Origin of the sequence: Porphyrobacter sp. AAP60, assembly GCF_001296025.1 — a bacterium.
GTDB lineage: Bacteria > Pseudomonadota > Alphaproteobacteria > Sphingomonadales > Sphingomonadaceae > Erythrobacter.
On sequence record NZ_LJHV01000008.1, the window covers coordinates 436,739 to 456,612 of the forward strand.

Here is a 19,874-nt window from a genome sequence, read left to right on the forward strand (position 1 = left end):
GGATCGTTGTCCGCTCTCACACTGGCAGGACGGCTCACAGAAAGGATCTTGCATGGCAAGCACCGCAAACGCATTCACCGTCGGCGATTATGTTGTTTACCCCAAGCACGGCGTTGGCCGCGTTATCGAGCTCCAGAGCGAGGAAATCGCCGGAATGCAGCTCGAACTTTATGTCCTGCGGTTTGAAAAGGAGCGCATGACGCTCCGCGTGCCGACCAATAAGGTCGAAGCGATCGGGATGCGCAAGCTTTCGTCGGACAAGACGCTGAAGCAGGCGATGGAAACCCTCAAGGGCAAGCCCAAGGTCAAGCGCACCATGTGGTCGCGCCGCGCGCAGGAATATGAAGCGAAGATCAACTCGGGCGACCTGGTGTCGATTGCCGAAGTGACCCGCGATCTGTTCCGCCCCGAAGACCAGCCGGAACAATCCTATTCGGAACGCCAGATCTTCGAAGCGGCCTCCAGCCGCCTCGCCCGCGAACTCGCGGCGATGGAAGAAACCGACGAGCCGACCGCGCTGAACAAGATCCTCGATGTGCTGCGCGAACACGCGCCGCAATATTACGACAGCGCCGAAGAAGCCTGAGGCTTTTCCCGCGCAACGCGAACAAAAAGGGCCGCCCTTCGCCGGGCGGCCCTTTTTCATTGTGCGGCCCGCGTTGGTGTATTATGCGGGCAATACGCTTAAGCATTTCAGGAGAGGCATATCATGATCCAACTGACCGGCCGCCATGCCGCATCGGCCATCGCGGCGCTGGCCGCGCTGTCCACGCTCACCGCTTGCGAGGGCGCGGATATCGAGATCAACGGTCAGAAGGGCGTGCCGCTATCCGAGGTCGAGATCGCCGGGCCAGCCCCGTCGGAGGTGGTGCTCGCCTCGGGCGATACCGTGATCCTTACCGAAGGGGACACCTTTACGCTTAAGGTTGAGGGCAGCAACACGGATTCCCTGCGCTTCGTGCGCGACGACGAAACAATCGGCATCACCCGTGAAGATGGCTGGAACGGCAGCAGCAACGCCACCATCCTCATCACCATGCCCGCGCCCCGCGAAGTGACCATCGCTGGCAGCGGCACGATCAAAGCGGCGACGCTGGCAAGTACCTCGGAAATCTCTATCGGCGGGTCGGGTACGGTCGAATTCGGCACCGTTGCCGCTGAAAGGCTCGGCATCAATATCGGCGGGGCAGGCAAGGTCAGCGGTGCGGGCACCGTGCGCAATCTCGAAATATCGATCGGTGGCAGCGGTGATGTCGAAATGGCCGGGTTAAAGGCTGATACGGCGGAGATCGCCATCGGCGGCGCTGGCGATGTTGCCTTTGCCTCGGATGGCGAAGTGACAGCCAGCATTGCCGGTGCAGGTGACATCAACGTCACCGGCAATGCCAAATGCACCGTTAGCGCATTCGGATCGGGCACACTCACCTGCGCGCCCGGCGCCAGCGGCGCCACCGCTGCGATCCCTGCGCCGGTCGAAACACCGGAAACTTCTGGCGTTCCGATCGCACCCAAGGCTCCAACCGCCCCGATTGTCGCCAAGCCCGCAGAATAGGATTTGCTTTCGGGCGAGGCGTGGGTGAGATTGCGTGACTATGCGCACACCTGCCCTCCTCGGATTGATTCTTGCCGCTTGTACCTTGCAAGGGTGCCTTGCGCGCGCCGCGGCGGATGTCGTGACCCTGCCGGTGCGGGCCGTGGGCAAGGGCGTTGACCTTGCCACCACCAGCCAGTCCGAAGCCGACGAGAATCGCGGGCGCGAAATCCGCAAGCGCGAAGAACGGCTGGGCAAGCTGGAACGCGACTACGACAAGCAGATGGAACGCTGCGCCGATGGCGATGATGCGGCCTGCGACAAGGCCCAGGCGATCCGTGCCGAAATGAAGGCGCTGATGCCGGGCATTCCGTTAGAGCCGGAGCGGGATTAGGCCGCTGCCCGCCGCAACCGGTCATTGATCGCGCGGCCAATGCCCTCGTCCGGCACCGGGGCGACAGCGATGCGCGGCTGCGGGGCATCTGCGGCTTCGTGCAAGGCAGCGTAAAGGCGCGCAGCGGCCTCGGAGAGATCACCGCCCGCTGACAGCGTAACATCACCCGCCACCGCGCCGAAACCGATCAGGAACTCGTCCGGCGCGGCCTCCAGCGCATTCAGCCGCACCGGCTTTCCCGGCGCATAGTGGCTGGCGAGCTGGCCCGGAGCTTCTATCGTCGCTTCGATACCGCCGCCCGCCGCCTGCAACCCGATCTGTATCGGCCCGGGGCGCAGTTCTTCGATCCTGCCATCGGATCGCACCGCGACAATCGTCGATTCCACCCCCGCCATGGTCGCCCCGCCATCCAGCACCATGTTGATCCGCCCGTCGAGCGAGGCGAGCACATGCGCCGCGCAGGTGGGGCTGATAAAGCCGGAACGGTTGGCCGAAGGCGCGGCGAGCGGGAAATCGACTGCCTCCAGCAAGGACCGCATCGCCGGATGCGCAGGCGCACGCAAGGCGATGGTCGGCAGGCCCGCTGTCACGGCGTCAGCCACAATCGCACCGGCGCGGCGCGGCAGCACCAGCGTGAGCGGGCCGGGCCAGTGTTCATCCGCCAGCGCAACAGCTGCCGGTGAAAGATCGGCATATTCCGCCGCTTGGCGCACATCGCGCACATGCACGATCAGCGGGTTGAAATCGGGCCGCCCCTTCGCGGCATAAATCTTCGCTACCGCCCCCGCGCTGTCGGCGCGCGCGGCGAGGCCATAGACCGTCTCGGTCGGCACGGCGACGAGCCCCCCCGATTCGAGGATTTGCGCCGCCCGCGCGATCCCTGCGGCGTTTGCCAGCACCACTTCCGTAACGTTCTTGCCGCTCATGCTCCGGCGCTATATTCAAACCCCCGCCCTGCCAAGTGCGCAGCCCCTTTCCCGACGCAAGGACGCCCCCGAAGTGACCCCCTTTACCCCGCCGACCGCCGACCAATTGCTCGCCATCCGCATCAATGCCGGGATCGAGGAACTGGCGCAGTCCGAACGTTTCGCCCATGCCGAAGCCGATCTGGTCGAAGCCATCGTCGAAGGCGTGGGGCAATTTGCGGCTGGCGAATTCGCTCCGCTGAACCGCAAGGGCGATCTGGAAGGCGCGAAGCTGGAGAATGGCCGCGTGCGCCTGCCCGAAGGGTTCGATGCGGCCTATTCCGCCTATGTCGAGCAGGGCTGGAACGCGATTGCCAGCCCGGCAGAGCATGGCGGACAGGGCCTGCCCTTCACCCTGTCATGCAATGTGCTGGAAAACCTCGGCGCGGCGAACATGGCCTTCACCCTGCTGCCAATGCTGAGCGTCGGCGCGATCGAGGCGCTGGAGCATCACGGCTCCAACGATCAGAAGGCAATGTATCTGCCCAAACTCGTCAGCGGCGAATGGTCAGGCACGATGAACCTGACCGAACCCGCCGCGGGCAGCGATGTCGGCGCGCTGCGATCGACCGCCGAACCTGTCAACGAAGGCCCGCACGCGGGCAAATACCAGATCACCGGCCAGAAGATTTACATCACCTGGGGCGAACATGATCTGTCGGGCAATATCATCCACCTCGTCCTCGCCCGCCTGCCGGGTGCGCCGGAGGGATCGCGCGGGATCAGCCTGTTCGTGGTGCCCAAATATCACGTGAACGCCGACGGCAGCCTTGGCCCGCACAATGATCTGCGCTGCGTCAGCATCGAACACAAGCTCGGCATCAACGCCTCGCCCACCTGCGTGATGAGTTACGGTGACAATGGCGAGTGCATCGGTGAACTGGTCGGCCACGAGAACAAGGGTCTCGCCGCGATGTTCACGATGATGAACAACGCCCGCATCAATGTCGGCAACCAAGGCGTGCAGATTGGCGAGCGCGCCACGCAGCAGGCGCTCGCCTATGCGCGGGACAGGGTGCAGTCCGCCCGTGCCGGTTCGCCCGACAAGACGGCTGTTGCCATCATCGAACACCCCGATGTGCGCCGCATGATCCTGCGCATGAAGGCCCTAACCGAAGGCGCGCGCGCATTGCTCTATTACTGCGCAGGGCAGGTCGATCGCGGCAATCTGGGTGATGAAGCCGCCAAGGCGCGGGCCGAAATCGTGGTACCGCTGATAAAGGCATGGGGCACCGATATCGGCGTGGAAGTGGCGGGCCTCGGCATCCAGATCCACGGCGGCATGGGCTTTGTCGAGGAAACCGGCGCGGCGCAGCACTGGCGCGATTCGCGGATTGCCCCGATCTATGAAGGCACCAACGGCATTCAGGCGGCTGACCTTGTGACCCGCAAGCTCGGGCTGGAAGGCGGCGAAGCGATGGTGGCTTTGTTCGAGACCATCGCCCGCGAAGCCTCAGGCGCCAAAGAGAAAGGGCGCACCCTCGCCGCACTGGCGCAGGATTGCGCGGATATCGCCCGCTGGATGCGTGACGAGGCGAGCCTTGATGATCGCCTTGCCGGCAGCGTGCCCTTCTGCACCATGGCCGCCGTGTGCGTTGCCGGGTGGCAGCTGATGAAGCAGGGCGAAGCCGTGGCCGCAGGCGCAGCGCCCGAACTCGCGCAGTCCAAGCCGGTGACGGTCCGCTTCTTCCTCGACCGGGTCGTGCCCGAAGCCATCGGGCTGAAGGCCGGAGCCATCGCCGGGGCCGAAGGGCTCTACACCATCCCCGCCGCCGCCCTGGCCGGTTGAGATGGAACGGGGGGACGCGCTGGAACGGATCGCCGCCGCGCTCGAACGGCTAGCGCCCCCGCCCCCGCCGCCCACGGACTGGCAATGCGCTCCGGCCTATCTGTGGCAAGATGGTCAGGCACAGGGGCAGGCGGTGCCAGTGCCGGTGCTGGACGCGCTGCCGCTCGATACACTCCACGGGATCGACGCGCAAAAAGTCGCGCTGCGCAACAATTGCGCGCGGCTCGCAAGCGGCGCGGCGGCGCATGATGTGCTGCTTTGGGGCGCGCGCGGCATGGGCAAATCGGCGCTGGTGCGCGCCTGTGTGGCCGATGTGCAAAAAGATGCGCCGCAATCGCTGGCGCTGGTGCAGCTTGCCCCCGGCTCCCTTGGCAGCTTTCCCGCACTGATCGCCGCGCTGGCACAGCAACCGCGCAGTTTCCTGCTGTTCATCGACGATCTTGGCTTCGGCGCGAACGGGCGGGCCGAAATGCTGGCTCTGCGCAGCCTGCTCGACGGCGGCATCGCCCCGCGCCCTGCGCATATCCGCCTTGCGGTGACCGCCAACCGCCGCGCCATTGTCGAACGCGAGGATACCAGCGCCGCGATCCACGAACGCGACGAGCGCGATGATGCGCTGGCACTCGCGGATCGCTTCGGCCTGACGCTGGGGTTCCACCCGGCGGACAAGGATACCTACCTCGCCATTGTCTCCGCCTACCTCGCCCCGCCGGGCCTCGGCTTCGATGCAGAGGAAGCGATGGCTTTCGCGATCCAGCGCGGCAACCGTTCAGGCCGCACCGCGCTGCAATTCGCTACCGAAATCGCCGGGCGGGCGAGAAAGACCCTCTAGTTTGACCTTTGTCCGGCCTGTTCACGCAGGTAATCTTCCTCGAAAGCGGCGCGCGGATCGACCAGTTCGCGGGCGGGCAGGCGTTCGCTTGGCAGCGCCGCAATCGCCGCAGCAGGCGCTGCCGAGGGTGAACGCACGCGCCAGATGATGCCTGCGGTATCGTCCGACACCAGCAGCGATCCATCACCCGCCCATTCCACCCAGGTCGGGCGGCCGCGGGTGGTGCCATCGGCTTTCAGAAAGCCCGTCAGCACCGGCACCGGCTTACCCACCGGATTGCCGCGGGCATCGAAGTCCACAAACACCACGTCATAACCCGAAGGCGGCTTGCGGTTCCACGATCCGTGCCGCGCGATAAAGGCGCCGCTGGCGAATCTCTCGCCCATCCGGTCGCCTTCCTTGCTGAACACCATGCCCAGCGCCGCGACATGCGGGCCAAGCGCGAATTCGGGATTGCGCACATATTCCATCAGGAAGCGCGGCATCGGTGCGTCCACCCGGCGATCGCGGTTGGTTTTGTAATAGACCCACGGCCAGCCATATTGCGCGCCCACCGGCACGTTGGTGAGGTAATCGGGCACCAGATCGGACCCGAGCATGTCGCGTTCGTTCACCGTGGTCCACAATTCACCCGTCCAGGGGCTGAAATCGAGCCCGTTGGGATTGCGCAGGCCCGCTGCAAACTGGCGCTGGCGGCCTTCGGCAAGATCATATTCCCAGATCATCGCCCGGCCTTCTTCCACCGCCATGCCGGATTCGCCGATATTGCTCACCGATCCGACTGCAACATAAAGCCGCTGCCCATCGGGCGAGAGCTTGATGTTGCGCATCCAGTGGCCGCCGCCGCCGGGCAGATCCATCAGCTTGCGCGGAGCGCCGGTGACTTTGTCGCTGCCCAGCGCATAGGGGAAAGCCAGCAGGGCGTTGTGGTTGGCGACATATAATGTGCCATCATTCCAGCTCATCCCCGAAGGCGAATCGAGCCCTTCCTCAAGGATCACAATCGTGGTTTCGGCAGAGCCATTGCCATCGGCATCGCGCAGCAGCACGATCTGGTTGGGGGAATCGCCCGCCGATCCGGCCTTGGCGAACAGGATCCCTTCGATCCAGCCGCGCACCGCGTCCATCACCCCGCCGCCTTTGTCCTGTTTGGCCGGAGCGCGGGTCAGGGTTGCCAGCACATCGCCATTGGGCAGGGCATAAAGGACGCGCGGATGCTCCAGCCCCTCGGCAAAGCGCACCACTTCAAGCCCCTCGGCAGCATCGGGCTTTTCGCCAGCCGCCCAGCCCACCGGCTCGGCAATCTGCACCGTGGGGAAGGATTCCGGATTGGCTTCCTGCAGCACCGGATCGGTGCCGGCGACCTCCTCGACCGAAAGTTCGGCAGTGTCGCCGCGGCTGAGGAACCAGAAGGCACCCACGGCGATCACAAGAATGATCCCGATGGTGATTGCGATTTTGCGTATGATGGCCATGTGAGCGGGAATAGAGCCGGGCTGCGTCAGCGGCAACCGGCAAGATTTGGCGGATAGCAATGAAAGGCTCCCCCACCGTGTATGATTTCAAGCCCGCCGATGGTCAGGATGTGGCCGAACGTTACCGCGAGCTGCTGAACGCGGCCGACGCCTTGACGGCGGACGAGCCCGATGCGGTTGCCAACATGGCCAATGTTGCGGCGCTGATGTGGGAATTTCTTCCCGATCTCAACTGGGCGGGGTTCTACAGGGTGGCGCCCGCCAAGGTTAGCCCGGCGTTAGAACTGGTCTTGGGCCCGTTTGTCGGCCGCCCGGCCTGTATCCGCATACCCATGGGCACCGGCGTGTGCGGCACGGCAGCATCCAGCGGCGCGACCCAGCTGGTCGAGGATGTCCACGCCTTTCCCGGCCACATCGCCTGCGACGCGGCCAGCCAGTCCGAACTGGTGGTGCCGGTGCTGCGCGACGGGCAGGTAGTGGCGGTGATCGATCTCGACAGCCCGCACCCGGCGCGCTTCACACAGGCCGATGCCACCGGGATCGAGGCGCTGGCCGCACTGCTATCCACCCGGATCTGACAGCTTTTCGCCCCCGACTTCCTGGAAAAAGGCTCAAAACGGGCCCGAAACGGGACAGCGCCTACAGCATGGCTTGGGCGCGGGGGTTAGTCGGTGGTAAACCTCTTGCTAACCATATGCCGCAGGTTGCGGCCACAAGGGGGTTTTACCATGCGCCTGCCGCTTCGCACTCTTATCCGCTTTGGCGTTGCTCTGCCGGTCTTCGGCCTTGCCACTATGGCGAACGCCCAGAATTACAGCGACTTGCCGCCGCTCACGCCAATGACCGAGGCCGAGGTGCGCAGCCTTCCGGCCGAATATCGCTCGGCCCCCATGGCAGTACAGTCGGACGAGACGGTGACAGTGGTCAACGGGGTGGAGACAATCACCCGCACCCGCCGCATCGATCTTCCCCGCGCGCCCCTTCCCGCCGCGCAGCAGGGTTACCACTCGCAAGGCTATGCACCTCAGGGTTACGCGCATCATGGCTATGCCCCGGCCTATGCCGCGCCCGCAGTGTTCGAGCGTGACCAATGGATCGAAGAATGCCGCCGCCGCACCAAGGGCCAGAACAGGGACCAGACCGGATTGATCATCGGCGGCCTGCTCGGCGCGATTGCCGGCGGGGTCGCCGGTTACGAGATCGCCGGCGCGGGTGACCGCGTGCTCGGCACAGCGCTTGGCGTGGGCGGAGGCGGCTTGATTGGCGGCCTGATCGGCAGCCTGTTCGGCGGTGACAAGGCCAAGAACCGTTACGATTGTGAAGCCGCGCTCGACAGCTACCTTTCGCAATACGGCACCCCTGGCGGGCGAATCGCCAGCCGCGAGATCGCCTATGCGCCTCCCGCCTATGGTTACGGCTATCCCGGCGGCTACAGCTATGGTTACACCTATGCCCCGCCGCCGCAGATGGTGATGGTGCCGGTGCGCACCGAAGTGCAGCAGCAGGTGGTTGTGCGCGAGACCGAGCGGTTCGAGAGCTACACCGTTCCCGGCGCGGCGCGCGAAATCCCGCAGCGGCCTTCGCCCAAGATGATCAAGGGCGGGCGTTAAGCGCCAGTATCTACATGGGAATCAAGGGGAGTCGCTGCACGCGGCTCCCCTTTTTCCGTGTTCAGAACTCGCCGCCGGTAAGGCGCTGGCACAGCAGATCGAGCTGATCGAGCGTGGTGTAACGGATGGTGATCGCACCTTTGCGCGGATCGCCTTCCTGCTTGATCTTGACGCCCAGGCCAAGAAACTCCTCAAGGTGCTGTTCTACCGCTGAAATATCCGCATTCTCGGTGGTTTGCGACAGCGCCAACGGAGCCTGCGCCGGCGCAGGCGCATCCTTGCGCGACAGCTTGCGCGTCAGCAGCTCGATTTCGCGCACTGAAAGCCCTTCGGCCACCGCGATTTCAGCCACTTCCAGCGCATCATCCCGCCCGATCAGCGCGCGGACATGGCCGGTCGACAATTGGCCCGATTCGACCAGATCCAGCACCCGATCCGGCAAAGTCATCAACCGCATCATGTTCGCGACGTGGCTGCGCGATTTCTCGACCATCTTGGAGATGTCGACCTGGATCATCCCTTCCTGTTCGGACAGGCGGTGATAGGCGCGCGCTTCTTCGACCGGGTTGAGGTCTTCGCGCTGCAGGTTCTCGATCAGCGCCAGTGCCATGACCTCGCGGTCTGACAGATCGCGCACCAGCGCGGGAATTTCGTGCAACCGCGCCTTTTGCGCAGCCCGCCAGCGCCGCTCACCCGCGACCAGCTGATAACCGGTGCCTTCAGGGTGCGGGCGGACAATGATCGGCTGGATCACCCCGCGTGCCGCAATCGACGCCGCCAGTTCCGCCAGCGCGGTTTCATCGAAATACTTGCGCGGGTTGCCGGGCAGAGGCTTGATCTGGGCAAGCGGCACCATCCGCAGCGGCGATGCACCGGGGGCAGGTGGCTCGGCCGGAACATCATCGCGCCGCACCAGCGGCTCTTCGCGCCGGGTCTCGCCCAGCAATGCGCCAAGGCCCCGGCCCAGACGCCGCGGCTTATCGTCCCCGCCGCGTGAAGATGCTGCGATATCAGGGGTTTGCGTTACATCATCGCTCATGCGGCTTGTCTTTCTGCGGGGAATCGCCCGATCAATTCGCGCGCCAAAGCCATGTAGGCGCGGCTGCCGGTGCAATGCTGGTCATAGATCAGCGCCGGCAAGCCGTGGCTCGGCGCTTCGGACAGGCGCACGTTGCGCGGGATCACCGTATCGAACACCAGTTTGCCGAGGCAATCGCGCACATCGTCCGACACCTGATCGGTCAGCCGGTTGCGGCGATCAAACATCGTCAGCGCGATCCCGATGATGCCGAGCGCGGGGTTGAAGCGCTGCTGCACCTGATCCACGGTCTGCAGCAGCTGGCTCAACCCCTCCAACGCGAAGAATTCGCACTGCAACGGCACCAGCAGCGTATCGGCAGCGCACAGGGCATTCAGCGTCAGCAGGCCGAGCGAAGGCGGGCAATCGATGAAGCAGATATCGTGCCCCGCGTGGTTCGCCAAAGCGCGCTGCAACTTGTGCGTGCGCCCCTCCACCGCCACAAGCTCCACCTCGGCCCCCGAAAGATCGACGGTGGCAGGCACCAGATCGAGCCGCGGAATCGATGTGGGGATGATAGCGGTATCCAGCGCGACATCATCGACCAGCAGATCATAGCTGGAAACTTCACGTGCGTCGGCATGAACGCCGAGCCCGGTCGAGGCATTGCCCTGCGGATCGAGGTCGATCAGCAGCGTGCGCCAGCCCGTGGCGGCCATCGCGGTGGCGATATTGATCGCGGTGGTGGTTTTGCCCACTCCGCCCTTCTGATTGGCAATCGCGATGGTTAGCATGGTGGTGTCCCGTCCTTCCCGCAGGCGAATTCACGAGGAATCCGTGCGCTTTCGCGTGTCAGGCCTTCACGATGATCCCGGCTTCGGGATCGGTCAAGGAATGTTTCACGTGAAACATTGCCCGACTCGCAGGCTTCAATGTCTCTAACTCCTGCGCCGCTGACCGCCCCTTGGGCAAGACATAGGCGGTGTGCCTTGTGGAGAAGGGTGCGGACAAGGTGAGGAGTTTCGCCAAGGGGGCAAAGGCACGTGCCGAAATGGCCCGCGCGGGGAAGGGTTCGACCCGCTCAAGCCGCTGGCCTTCGACCCGGCATTTGGGCAGACCCAGCGCCGCGATACAGCGATTGAGAAACTCCACCCGCCGCGCGCGGGATTCCACCAGCACCACCGGCATATTCGGATGCAGCGCGGCGATCACTAAGCCGGGGAAGCCCGGCCCGCTGCCGAGATCGAGCCACGGGCCATTCGCATTGGCGCCGAATGTTTCACGTGAAACATTTTCCAGAAGCTGGGCGGAGTCGGCGATGTGCCGCTGCCAGATATGCGCCTCGGTCGCCTTGGCGATCAGGTTCTGGTGCTGATTCTCCTCCAGCACCAGCGCGGCGAAAGCTTCTATCCGCGCCATGCCTTCGGCGTCGGTCAACCCGGCGACATAGGCGCGGGCTTCGGTTTCGTTGGTGATCATGCCGCCTGCTGCCCGCCGGCAACCCGCCGCGCATGGACAAGCAAGGCCGAAAGCGCCGCGGGTGTCACACCCGCCACCCGTCCTGCCGCAGCCAGCGTTCCGGGGGCAGCCTTTGTCAAACGCTCGATCATCTCGTTGGAAAGGCCCGGTACCTGCGCGTAGGGAAAATCTGACGCCAGCGCCAAAGCCTCGCTCGCGCGCAAATCGCGCAGTTCGCTATCCTGCCGCGCCAGATAGGGCGCATAGGCCGCATCTTCGGCCAATTCCTCGGCCAGCAGCGGATCGCGCGCTGTGGCATCGCCCAGCCAGGGCGCAAGCGCAGCGGGCGTGACCCCGTCGTGGCGCAGCCATTCCGACAGCGGCTTTTCCCCCAGATCGCGGCGCACCGGAAGGCCAAGCGCAGCCAAATCGCGCGAGTGAACGCGCTGCGAATGTTTCACGTGAAACATCTTGCGGGTTTCTTCCCGCTGTTCCCACCATGCGCGGCGCTCGTCGCCCACACATCCGGCGGCGATGCCCAGCCCCGTCAGACGCGTGCCAGCGTTGTTGGCACGCAGACGCAGCCGGTATTCGGCGCGGGCGGTGAGCATCCGGTAAGGTTCGGACACGCCCTGCAAGGTCAGATCATCCACCATGACCGCGATATAGGAATTGGCGCGGTCCAGCGCGGGCGCGGCCTTCCCCAGCGCCGCAGCCGCAGCCGCAAGCCCGGCGACCAGCCCTTGCGCGGCGGCTTCTTCGTACCCTGTGGTGCCGTTGATCTGTCCCGCGCAATAGAGGCCGGGGATCGCGCGCAGCTGCAAATCGGGCGCCAGCGCACGTGGATCAATATGGTCATACTCCACCGCGTAGCCCGGTTGCGCGATCACCGCCCGCTCGCACCCCGGCATGGTGCGCACCACCACCTCCTGCACATCGGTGGGCAGCGAGGTGCTGATGCCATTGGGATAGACCATGTGCGTGTCCAGCCCTTCGGGTTCGAGGAAAACCTGATGGCCTTCACGGTCGCCGAAGCGGTGGATCTTGTCCTCTATCGACGGGCAATAGCGCGGCCCGGCTGCCGCAATCGCACCGGAAAACAGCGGCGAGCGGTGGAGGTTGGCGCGGATCGCATCATGACCCGCCTGCGTGGTGCGGGTCATCGCGCAAAACACCTGCGGGTTGACGCGGCGCGAGGTGAGAGCGGACATCGTCCAGGCCTCATCATCCGAGGGCTGTTCTTCGAGCACGGCCCAATTGATCGTGCGACCATCCAGACGGGGCGGCGTGCCGGTCTTGAGCCGCGCCATTGGCAGATCGGCCCCGCGCAATTGTTCGGCAAGGCACTTGGCCGCGTTCTCGCCGATGCGGCCACCTTCGTAACGTTCCTCGCCGCGAAACAGCACGCCGCCGAGGAAGGTGCCTGTGCATAACACCACGCGCGGCGCGTTCAGGATGATACCATCGGCCAATTCCAGCCCGGCAACCTTGTCGCCCTTGAGAACCAGTGCGGCGGCCTCGCCCTCGATCAGAGTTAGGTTCTCTTGCGCATGGACGATGCCCTGCACCGCCGCCTTGAACCGCACCCGGTCGGCTTGGACGCGCGGGCCCCACACGGCGGAGCCCTTTGATCGGTTGAGCATCCGGTAATGGATCGCGCCCGCATCCGCCGCGCGCCCGATCACGCCGTCAAGCGCATCGACCTCGCGCACCAGGTGGCCTTTGCCCAGCCCCCCAATCGCCGGATTGCAGCTCATCGCGCCGATTGCCGCGAGGTCGAAACTTACCAGAGCAGTGCGCGCACCCATGCGCGCCGCAGCGCAAGCGGCCTCGACCCCGGCGTGACCGCCGCCGATGATGATGACATCAAACTGGTGCATGGCCCGCAGATAGGGGTCCGCAGAGGAATCGTCAAAGCGGATTGTGGCGGGTGAGCGCTGACGAATGTTTCACGTGAAACAATTTGAGAGGTTTTATCGCCACCAATGTTTCACGTGAAACATTGGTTGCCAATTTTGAGCCGAAAATGTTTCACGTGAAACATTGCGCGCCAAGATGCGCCCTCACTTGCCGATGCAGAAGCGCCCGAACAGCGTGTCGAGCATATCCTCTGTCGTCGCACGGCCAATCAGACGGTCGAATGCCACGCGCACTCGCCGCAGTTCTTCGGCCACCAGCAATGGATCGCGCGGCGTCCCGGCTGAAACCAAAGCATCCGCCGCCTCTGAAAGACGGGCGTGCTGGCGCGCATTGAGTGCCACCTCGCCCGGCTTGGGCAGCGCGTCGCGGGCCAATTCCACCAATGCCAGCTTGAGTGCGCCAAGCCCCTCGCCGGTCTCGGCAGACAGCGTGAAACGTGCTGCCATCTTGGGCGCGAAGTCTGGAAGGTCAGCCTGCGCGGCGATTTCCCATGCACCTTCCGGGCCCTCGCCTTCCGGGCCCAGCCACAGCACCAGATCGGCCCGCGCCAATTCGGCTTCCGCACGCGCAATGCCGATAGCCTCGATCTGATCCGCCTCAGCCCCGTCCTTGACCACCCTTAGCCCCGCCGTATCGACGAAAGTGAACGGCACGCCTGCCACCGCGACCGAGCGCTCGATCACATCGCGGGTCGTCCCCGCAATTGGCGAGGTGATCGCCGCCTCGCTTTCGATCACCGCGTTGAACAAAGTGGATTTGCCCGCATTTGGCGGCCCGGCGAGCACCACGCGGAAACCCTCCCCCAGCCGCTCAGATCGCGGGCGGGCGAGCCACTCCCCGATTTCGGCAGCAAGGCTTGCAATGTTCCACGTGAAACATTCGGGCAGATCGGCGGAGTCTTCCTCGTCCGAAAAATCCAGCACCCCTTCCACCTCGGCCGACGACACAAGCACCCGCTCGCGCCAATCCTCGACCTGGCGTGACAAGGCCCCGCCCGCATTGGCAAGTGCGGCGGCACGTTGCAGATCGGTTTCGGCGGCTAGCAGATCGCCCAGCCCTTCGGCCTCGGCCAGATCGATACGGCCATTGGCGAAGGCCCGGCGGGTGAACTCGCCCGGCTCGGCCCGGCGCAGGCCGGGAAGCGCCGCCAGCGCGGCCTCCACGGCTGCGATGACCGCGCGGCCTCCGTGGCAATGCAGCTCCGCCAGATCCTCTCCCGTTGCGGTGTTCGGGCCGGGGAACCACAGCACCAGCGCTTCGTCCAGCAGCGCGCCGTCAACAGCGCGCAGCTTGGCCAGCGAAGCGCGGCGCGGCGGCGGAACCCTCCCCGCCAGCGCCAGTAACGCAGCCCCCGCCTGCGGGCCGGACACGCGGATCACCCCGACACCAGCGGGCGGCGCACCGCTCGATAACGCGAAGATCGTGGCCGCCGCGTTCATCAGTGCTTATTCCGAAGGCTTGGCGCCGGAAGCCGCTTTCATCCCGCTTTCGACAAAGCTCTGGAAAATCTTCAACCCCACCTGCCCCATCGGCGCCAAGGCCTGCGCATATTGCTGCAACTGATCGGGGTTGGACACGCCCTGCATCGCCTTGGTGATGTTATCGACATAGACCGAATTGGCCGCGCTCACATCGGGCAGGCCCATGAAGCTGCGCGCTTCTTCGGGCGTGCATTCGATTTCGATGTTGATCTTCATGGGACTGTTCTCCTCACGCCCTCGTGCCTCCTTCATTTGGGCTTGGCAGCCAAGCAAGGCAAGCGTTAGGGTTCGCCCCGCCCGCTCCCCCAATGACAGAGAGACCCCTGATGACCCTCAACACAGCAATCCCCACGCTTGAAGGCGACACGAAGTTCGGCGCCTATATTGCCCGCCCGCAAGGCACAGCGAAGGGCGCGATCATCGTGATCCAGGAGATTTTCGGGGTGAACCCCGGCATCCGCCAGAAGTGCGACAAGCTGGCCGCAGAAGGCTACCTCGCGCTCGCGCCCGATCTGTTCTGGCGCCTGCAGCCCGAAGTCACGCTCGATCCCGATGTCGAGAGCGAATTCAACACCGCGCTCGATCTGATGGGCAAGTTCGATCAGGATGCCGGCATCCGCGATATCCAGGCCGCCATCAACTTCCTGCGCGAGACCGAAGGCAGCGCCAAGGTCGGCTGCGTGGGATACTGCTTGGGCGGAAGGCTCGCTTACATGACCGCGGCGCGCACCAGCATCGATGCCAGCGTCGGTTATTACGGCGTCGGCATCGACGGGTTGCTGCACGAGAGGGAAGCGATCGCCCATCCGCTGTTGCTCCACATCCCGACCGAGGATGGCTTTGTTTCACGTGAAACACAGGCCGCCATGCACGAAGGCCTGGACGATCATCCGCGCGTGACGCTGTTCGACTACGAAGGTCTGGATCACGGCTTTGCGACCGAACACGGCAAACGCCGCGATGAGGACGCCGCAAACCTTGCCGACAGCCGCACAGCGGCGTTCTTTGCCGAGCATATCGGTTGAGCCTTCTCGCCCTCGCGCTGGCACTCAGCGCCCCTCCCGCCGCCGCGCAGGAGGGGCCACAGGCAGTGCTGGCCGAGGGCGAGCGCCTCGAAGTGGAAACCCGCGCCGATTTCGACGGCGATGGCTTGGCAGACCTCGCCTATGTAGCGGCCAGGGAAGAGACGCGCGAATTGCGGGTGGTGGTGGGCCAGACGGTCCAGACACTGACTCTCGCTCCCTTTCCGCTGGTGGACGCCACGCTGGCGTTCGAGGGCAAGGTACTCCTGTTTGATGAGCTGAACGGCGGCACTACCGCGGTTGCCTCCACCCGCCGCTTTCGCTGGGACGACAAGCTGGGCGCAATGCGGCTGATCGGCCTCGACGCGACATTCTACAGCCGCACATTTGCCCATGACGGCAAACAGGCCAGCTGGAACCTGCTGACCGGCGATTGGCATACCCACACCATGCGACTGCGGAACGACGATAGCGGCATTGCCTATGACGAGGTCGACAAACGCCGCAGGAAAAAACGAAGCAAGCCCCTGCGGCTGGAAGATGCGCCCAGCGGGGATGATCTGCTCGGGTGGCCGGGCGGTGGACGATAAGGGAGAACAGGGAATGACAACAGCACAGGCAGGCCTCGCCCGCTGGCACGATTACATGATGGGCGGGAGCGATCCGGCAGTGCTGTCAGCCCTGCTTGCCGATGATGCCGTGTTCCATTCACCGGTGGTGCACACGCCGCAAGCCGGCAAGGCGGTGGTGATGGCCTACCTCGTCGCCGCGTCGCACGTACTGGGCAATGATAGCTTTCACTACGTGCGCGAGCTGGTGGACGGGGACGAGATGATGCTCGAATTCGTCACCGAGCTGGACGGCGTGACCATCAACGGGGTCGATATCATCCGCTTCAACGAAGGCGGAAAGATAAGCGATTTCAAGGTTATGGTGCGACCATTGAAAGCAATCAACAAGGTCTGGGAAATGATGGCATCCCAGCTTGCGGCGGCCAAAACCTAATTCAGAACCGCGAAGTTCACGATCATCTTGCGCACATCGGGATCCAGATTGTCGGGCAGTTCCTGCTCCAGCATTTCGCGGCGACTGGCGATGCTTTCGGCGATCATCACCCGCTTCATCGCCCAATCCGGGCAGGCCCGCTGGTCGATCCCGCGCCGGTCAAGCACCGATACGCCGCTGTGACGCGGATCGGCGGTGATGGTGTCCATCAACGCCGCAACCTCGCTCTCCTCGCCCTCGAGCAGCTGGAGAAAATTGCGGCCATTGAACAGCAATAGCCCGGTGATCCCGCGAACCGGGTTATTCTGTGCGCTCGCCGAGAGGATAGCTTCCACTTCCTCGCGCGGCAGGGTCGGCGCGGTGCTGATATAGAGATACTGGCTGAGCACTATTCCCGTCCATCCGTCTGCGGCCCGACCCCTCGGCCCGTTGATTTCAACCTACTGGTTCATTGTGGCGAAGAAATCTTCGTTGGTCTTGGAATCCTTCATCTTGTCGAGCAGGAATTCCATCGCATCTACGGTGCCCATCTGCATCAGGATGCGGCGCAGCACCCACATCTTCGACAGGTTGTCCTTCTGCACCAGCAATTCTTCCTTGCGGGTGCCGGACTTGCCGACATCGAGCGCGGGGAAAATGCGCTTGTCGGAAACCTTGCGATCAAGCACGATTTCCGAGTTACCGGTGCCCTTGAACTCTTCGAAGATCACTTCGTCCATGCGGCTGCCGGTATCGATCAGCGCGGTGGCGATGATCGAGAGGCTGCCGCCTTCCTCGATATTCCGCGCTGCACCGAAGAAGCGCTTGGGGCGCTGCAATGCGTTGGCATCAACACCGCCGGTCAGCACCTTGCCCGATGAAGGCACCACGGTGTTGTAAGCCCGGCCAAGGCGTGTGATCGAATCGAGCAGGATCACCACATCATGTTTGTGTTCGACCAGGCGCTTGGCCTTTTCGATCACCATTTCAGCGACTTGCACGTGGCGATTGGCGGGTTCATCAAAGGTCGAGGAGATCACCTCGCCCTTCACAGAACGCTGCATGTCGGTGACTTCCTCGGGCCGTTCGTCGACCAGCAGGACGATCAGGAACACCTCGGGATGGTTGTCGGTGATTGCCTTGGCGATGTTCTGCAGCAGCACGGTTTTACCGGTGCGCGGCGGCGCGACGATCAGGGCGCGCTGGCCCTTGCCCTGCGGCGCGATGATATCGATCACCCGCGCGCTCTTGTCCTTCACCGTCGGATCGAGGGTATCGAGGCTTAGCTTCTGATCGGGATAAAGCGGGGTGAGGTTATCGAAATTGGTGCGCAGGCGGACCGCGTCGGGATCGTCGAAATTGACCTTGGCAAGCGTGGTCAGCGCGAAATAGCGTTCGCCTTCACGCGGGGCGCGGATCTCACCTTCAACCGTATCGCCGGTACGCAGGCCCCATCGGCGCACCTGGTTGGGCGAGATGTAGATATCATCCGGCCCGGCAAGGTAGTTCGCCTCGGGCGAGCGCAGGAAGCCGAAGCCGTCCTGCAGCACCTCGATGGTGCCGATGCCCATGATCTTTTCTTCGTATTCCTCGTCCTCGGCCAGTTCGCGCAGGATGCTGAACAGCAGATCCTGGCGGCGCATGGTCGAAGCGCCTTCGACGCCCAGTTCTTCCGCCATCGCGACCAGTTCGGCCGGGGTCTTTCGCTTGAGGTCTTTGAGATGCATTATGTATTTCCGAAAGTCAGGAGTGGCCGGATGGTCAGTACCGCCAGAAATGGCAGCGCCCCGTTATGGCGGGGCCGGGCTTGGAGAAAGCAGACCTGTGCGGAGCGTATGGCGCTCCGGTACCCGGATAGGTGATAGCGAAATAGGTGGGGTCGCCCGTCAGGTCAATCAGCGATTGCTGCAGGCCATCGCAAGGTCAGAACGGCTTCAGATAAACCAGCGCAACGATGACCACCAAAAGCAGCCCGGGCACCTCGCCGATCATCCGCAAGCGGGCCTCGGTCAGCGGACGCTCCCCGCGCGCCATCTTCTTCGTCTGCCCGACCAGCCAGCCATGATAGCCGGTCAGCACCAGCACCAGCGCCAGCTTGGCGTGAAGCCAGCCAAAGGCGAAATGCCCTCCGGAAATGGCCATCGACAGGCCCAGCACCCAGACGATGATCATGCTGGGGGTGAGGATGATCTTGCGCAGCTTGCCCATCCGGGTCGCCCACTTGGCCTCCCCTTCGGAACCGGGCGCATGATCGAGCATGTAGATGCACTGGCGCGGCAGCATGAACAGCCCCGCCAGCCAGAACACCATGAAGATCACGTGCCCCGATTTGAGGAACAGATAGATCGACAAAAGCGTGTCTTGCACCCGATTAACCCCTTAAAGCGCTGAGCAATTCCTCGACATGCGCGATCGGCGTGAACTGCCCGATCCCGTGGCCGAGGTTGAAGACATGCGGACGATCTTCAAACGCCGCGATGATGGTGCGCAGCCGCTCTGCCATGGCCGGGCCGCCGGCTTCCAGCAGCAGCGGATCGAAATTGCCCTGCACCGGCATTCCGGAAGGCAGGCTGGCATGGGCCCAGGCGGGATCAAGCGTTTCATCGAGGCCCACTGCATCCACGCCGGTTTCGCGGGCATAGGCCGGAAGCTTGGCGCCTGCGCCCTTGGGAAAACCGATGATCGGGGTATCGGGGTGCGATTGCTTGAGCTGCGCGGTGATCGCGGCATTGGGGGCCACCACCCACTTTTCGAACTGGTCAGGCGCAAGGCTTCCCGCCCAGCTATCGAACAGCTGCACGGCTTCGGCCCCGGCATCGATCTGGCCGCGCAGATAGGTGACGGAAACTTCGATGATCGCGTCGATGATCGCCTGCATGTGGGCCGGATCCCGGTAAGCCAGCAACCGCGCCGGGCCTTGATCCTTCGACCCCTCGCCAGCGATCATGTAGGTCGCCACGGTCCACGGGCTGCCCGCAAAGCCGAGCATGGTCACATCCGGCCCGATCAGGGCGCGGGTGCGGCGCACGGTCTCGTACACCGGATCGAACCGTTCAAACGCGGGGGTGAACGAATCGAGCCCTGCCTCCAGCAGCGTTGGTGCCAGATGCGGGCCTTCACCGGCCGCAAAGGTCAGCCCCTGACCCATCGCATGCGGCACGATCAGGATATCGGAAAACAGGATTGCCCCGTCAAAGCCGAACCGCCGGATCGGCTGCACAGTGATTTCGGCCGCCGCCTCGCTATCGTAAACCAGTTCGAGGAACCCGCCCTTTTCGGCCCGAAGTTCCCGATATTCAGGCAGATAGCGCCCCGCTTGGCGCATCAGCCAGACGGGGGCAACGTCCTGACGGACACCTTTAAGCGTATCGAGAAGCGGACCGGGCATAGGGTTC

The 19,874-nt window shown here is 64.1% G+C and carries 22 protein-coding genes; 10 read left to right on the forward strand and 12 right to left on the reverse strand.

Translation table 11 applies throughout. The annotated features are described in order from the left end of the window. Positions 1-52 precede the first annotated feature (52 nt). From IP79_RS07960 to IP79_RS07970, 3 genes are all read left to right on the forward strand, one after another. Positions 53-586, forward strand: coding sequence for a CarD family transcriptional regulator (locus tag IP79_RS07960; protein WP_054118697.1), 534 nt, complete (start codon positions 53-55; stop codon positions 584-586). Positions 587-709: 123 nt separating this feature from the next. Then, on the forward strand, positions 710-1,552 hold the full coding sequence (locus IP79_RS07965; protein ID WP_054118698.1) for a head GIN domain-containing protein: 843 nt from the start codon (positions 710-712) through the stop codon (positions 1,550-1,552). Between the two features lie 121 nt (positions 1,553-1,673). Further along, a complete protein-coding gene (locus IP79_RS07970; protein WP_324608180.1) occupies positions 1,674-1,925 on the forward strand; it encodes a hypothetical protein in 252 nt (83 codons plus the stop codon). Here IP79_RS07970 and IP79_RS07975 read toward each other — a convergent pair. Then, positions 1,922-2,851 carry an L-threonylcarbamoyladenylate synthase gene (locus IP79_RS07975; RefSeq protein WP_054118700.1) on the reverse strand — a complete coding sequence of 310 codons (930 nt, stop codon included), beginning with the start codon at positions 2,849-2,851 and terminating at the stop codon, positions 1,922-1,924. The two genes, IP79_RS07970 and IP79_RS07975, sit on opposite strands and share 4 nt — an antisense overlap. Before the next feature lie 73 nt (positions 2,852-2,924). On the opposite strand from IP79_RS07975, the gene IP79_RS07980 reads away from it, so the two are divergent. Beyond that, complete coding sequence (locus IP79_RS07980; protein WP_054119007.1) at positions 2,925-4,679, forward strand: acyl-CoA dehydrogenase; 1,755 nt, start codon at positions 2,925-2,927, stop codon at positions 4,677-4,679. Between the two features lies 1 nt (position 4,680). Then, a complete protein-coding gene (locus tag IP79_RS07985) occupies positions 4,681-5,511 on the forward strand; it encodes a DUF815 domain-containing protein (RefSeq protein ID WP_054118701.1) in 831 nt (276 codons plus the stop codon). Here the strand turns inward: IP79_RS07985 and IP79_RS07990 are convergent. Continuing rightward, positions 5,508-6,986 (reverse strand): PQQ-dependent sugar dehydrogenase, encoded by a 1,479-nt coding sequence (locus tag IP79_RS07990; RefSeq protein ID WP_054118702.1) that lies wholly within the window; start codon positions 6,984-6,986, stop codon positions 5,508-5,510. The two genes, IP79_RS07985 and IP79_RS07990, sit on opposite strands and share 4 nt — an antisense overlap. A 77-nt stretch (positions 6,987-7,063) precedes the next feature. Between IP79_RS07990 and IP79_RS07995 the strand changes: the two genes are divergently transcribed. Continuing rightward, on the forward strand, positions 7,064-7,564 hold the full coding sequence (locus tag IP79_RS07995; protein WP_054119008.1) for a GAF domain-containing protein: 501 nt from the start codon (positions 7,064-7,066) through the stop codon (positions 7,562-7,564). 150 nt (positions 7,565-7,714) lie between these two features. Then, positions 7,715-8,596 carry a hypothetical protein gene (locus IP79_RS08000; protein WP_054118703.1) on the forward strand — a complete coding sequence of 294 codons (882 nt, stop codon included), beginning with the start codon at positions 7,715-7,717 and terminating at the stop codon, positions 8,594-8,596. Positions 8,597-8,657: 61 nt separating this feature from the next. Here the strand turns inward: IP79_RS08000 and IP79_RS08005 are convergent, their stop codons facing one another. From IP79_RS08005 to IP79_RS08030, 6 genes are all read right to left on the reverse strand, one after another. Beyond that, on the reverse strand, positions 8,658-9,635 hold the full coding sequence (locus IP79_RS08005; protein WP_054118704.1) for a ParB/RepB/Spo0J family partition protein: 978 nt from the start codon (positions 9,633-9,635) through the stop codon (positions 8,658-8,660). Further along, a complete protein-coding gene (locus IP79_RS08010; RefSeq protein WP_054118705.1) occupies positions 9,632-10,408 on the reverse strand; it encodes a ParA family protein in 777 nt (258 codons plus the stop codon). Before IP79_RS08010 ends, IP79_RS08005 begins: the two co-directional genes overlap by 4 nt. Positions 10,409-10,466: 58 nt before the next feature. Next, a complete protein-coding gene (gene rsmG / locus IP79_RS08015; RefSeq protein ID WP_054118706.1) occupies positions 10,467-11,093 on the reverse strand; it encodes a 16S rRNA (guanine(527)-N(7))-methyltransferase RsmG in 627 nt (208 codons plus the stop codon). Next, positions 11,090-12,952, reverse strand: coding sequence for a tRNA uridine-5-carboxymethylaminomethyl(34) synthesis enzyme MnmG (gene mnmG, locus IP79_RS08020; RefSeq protein WP_054118707.1), 1,863 nt, complete (start codon positions 12,950-12,952; stop codon positions 11,090-11,092). Before mnmG ends, rsmG begins: the two co-directional genes overlap by 4 nt. A 183-nt stretch (positions 12,953-13,135) precedes the next feature. After that, complete coding sequence (mnmE, locus tag IP79_RS08025) at positions 13,136-14,431, reverse strand: tRNA uridine-5-carboxymethylaminomethyl(34) synthesis GTPase MnmE (protein ID WP_054118708.1); 1,296 nt, start codon at positions 14,429-14,431, stop codon at positions 13,136-13,138. A gap of 6 nt (positions 14,432-14,437) precedes the next feature. Next, the gene (locus tag IP79_RS08030; protein WP_054118709.1) at positions 14,438-14,689 is read right to left on the reverse strand and encodes a DUF6489 family protein; all 252 of its coding nucleotides are present in this window, start codon (positions 14,687-14,689) and stop codon (positions 14,438-14,440) included. Between the two features lie 110 nt (positions 14,690-14,799). Here IP79_RS08030 and IP79_RS08035 point away from each other — a divergent pair, with 110 nt between their 5' ends. From IP79_RS08035 to IP79_RS08045, 3 genes are read left to right on the forward strand one after another with little or no spacing between them, the layout of a single operon-like run. Further along, complete coding sequence (locus IP79_RS08035; protein ID WP_054118710.1) at positions 14,800-15,498, forward strand: dienelactone hydrolase family protein; 699 nt, start codon at positions 14,800-14,802, stop codon at positions 15,496-15,498. After that, positions 15,495-16,085, forward strand: coding sequence for a hypothetical protein (locus IP79_RS08040; RefSeq protein ID WP_054118711.1), 591 nt, complete (start codon positions 15,495-15,497; stop codon positions 16,083-16,085). The genes IP79_RS08035 and IP79_RS08040 overlap by 4 nt, the downstream gene beginning before the upstream one ends. Before the next feature lie 13 nt (positions 16,086-16,098). Beyond that, positions 16,099-16,500, forward strand: coding sequence for a nuclear transport factor 2 family protein (locus IP79_RS08045; RefSeq protein WP_054119009.1), 402 nt, complete (start codon positions 16,099-16,101; stop codon positions 16,498-16,500). Here IP79_RS08045 and IP79_RS08050 read toward each other — a convergent pair. The 4 genes from IP79_RS08050 to hemE form a co-directional block, all read right to left on the reverse strand. Then, positions 16,497-16,889: a BLUF domain-containing protein gene (locus IP79_RS08050; protein ID WP_054118712.1), complete on the reverse strand. Its 393-nt coding sequence runs from the start codon at positions 16,887-16,889 to the stop codon at positions 16,497-16,499. The genes IP79_RS08045 and IP79_RS08050 overlap by 4 nt on opposite strands. A gap of 51 nt (positions 16,890-16,940) precedes the next feature. Further along, positions 16,941-18,206, reverse strand: a complete 1,266-nt coding sequence (rho, locus tag IP79_RS08055; protein ID WP_054118713.1) for a transcription termination factor Rho — start codon at positions 18,204-18,206, stop codon at positions 16,941-16,943. 196 nt (positions 18,207-18,402) lie between these two features. Beyond that, a complete protein-coding gene (locus IP79_RS08060) occupies positions 18,403-18,846 on the reverse strand; it encodes a CopD family protein (RefSeq protein WP_054118714.1) in 444 nt (147 codons plus the stop codon). 4 nt (positions 18,847-18,850) lie between these two features. Continuing rightward, positions 18,851-19,867, reverse strand: a complete 1,017-nt coding sequence (hemE, locus tag IP79_RS08065; RefSeq protein WP_054118715.1) for a uroporphyrinogen decarboxylase — start codon at positions 19,865-19,867, stop codon at positions 18,851-18,853. Between the last annotated feature and the right edge of the window lie 7 nt (positions 19,868-19,874).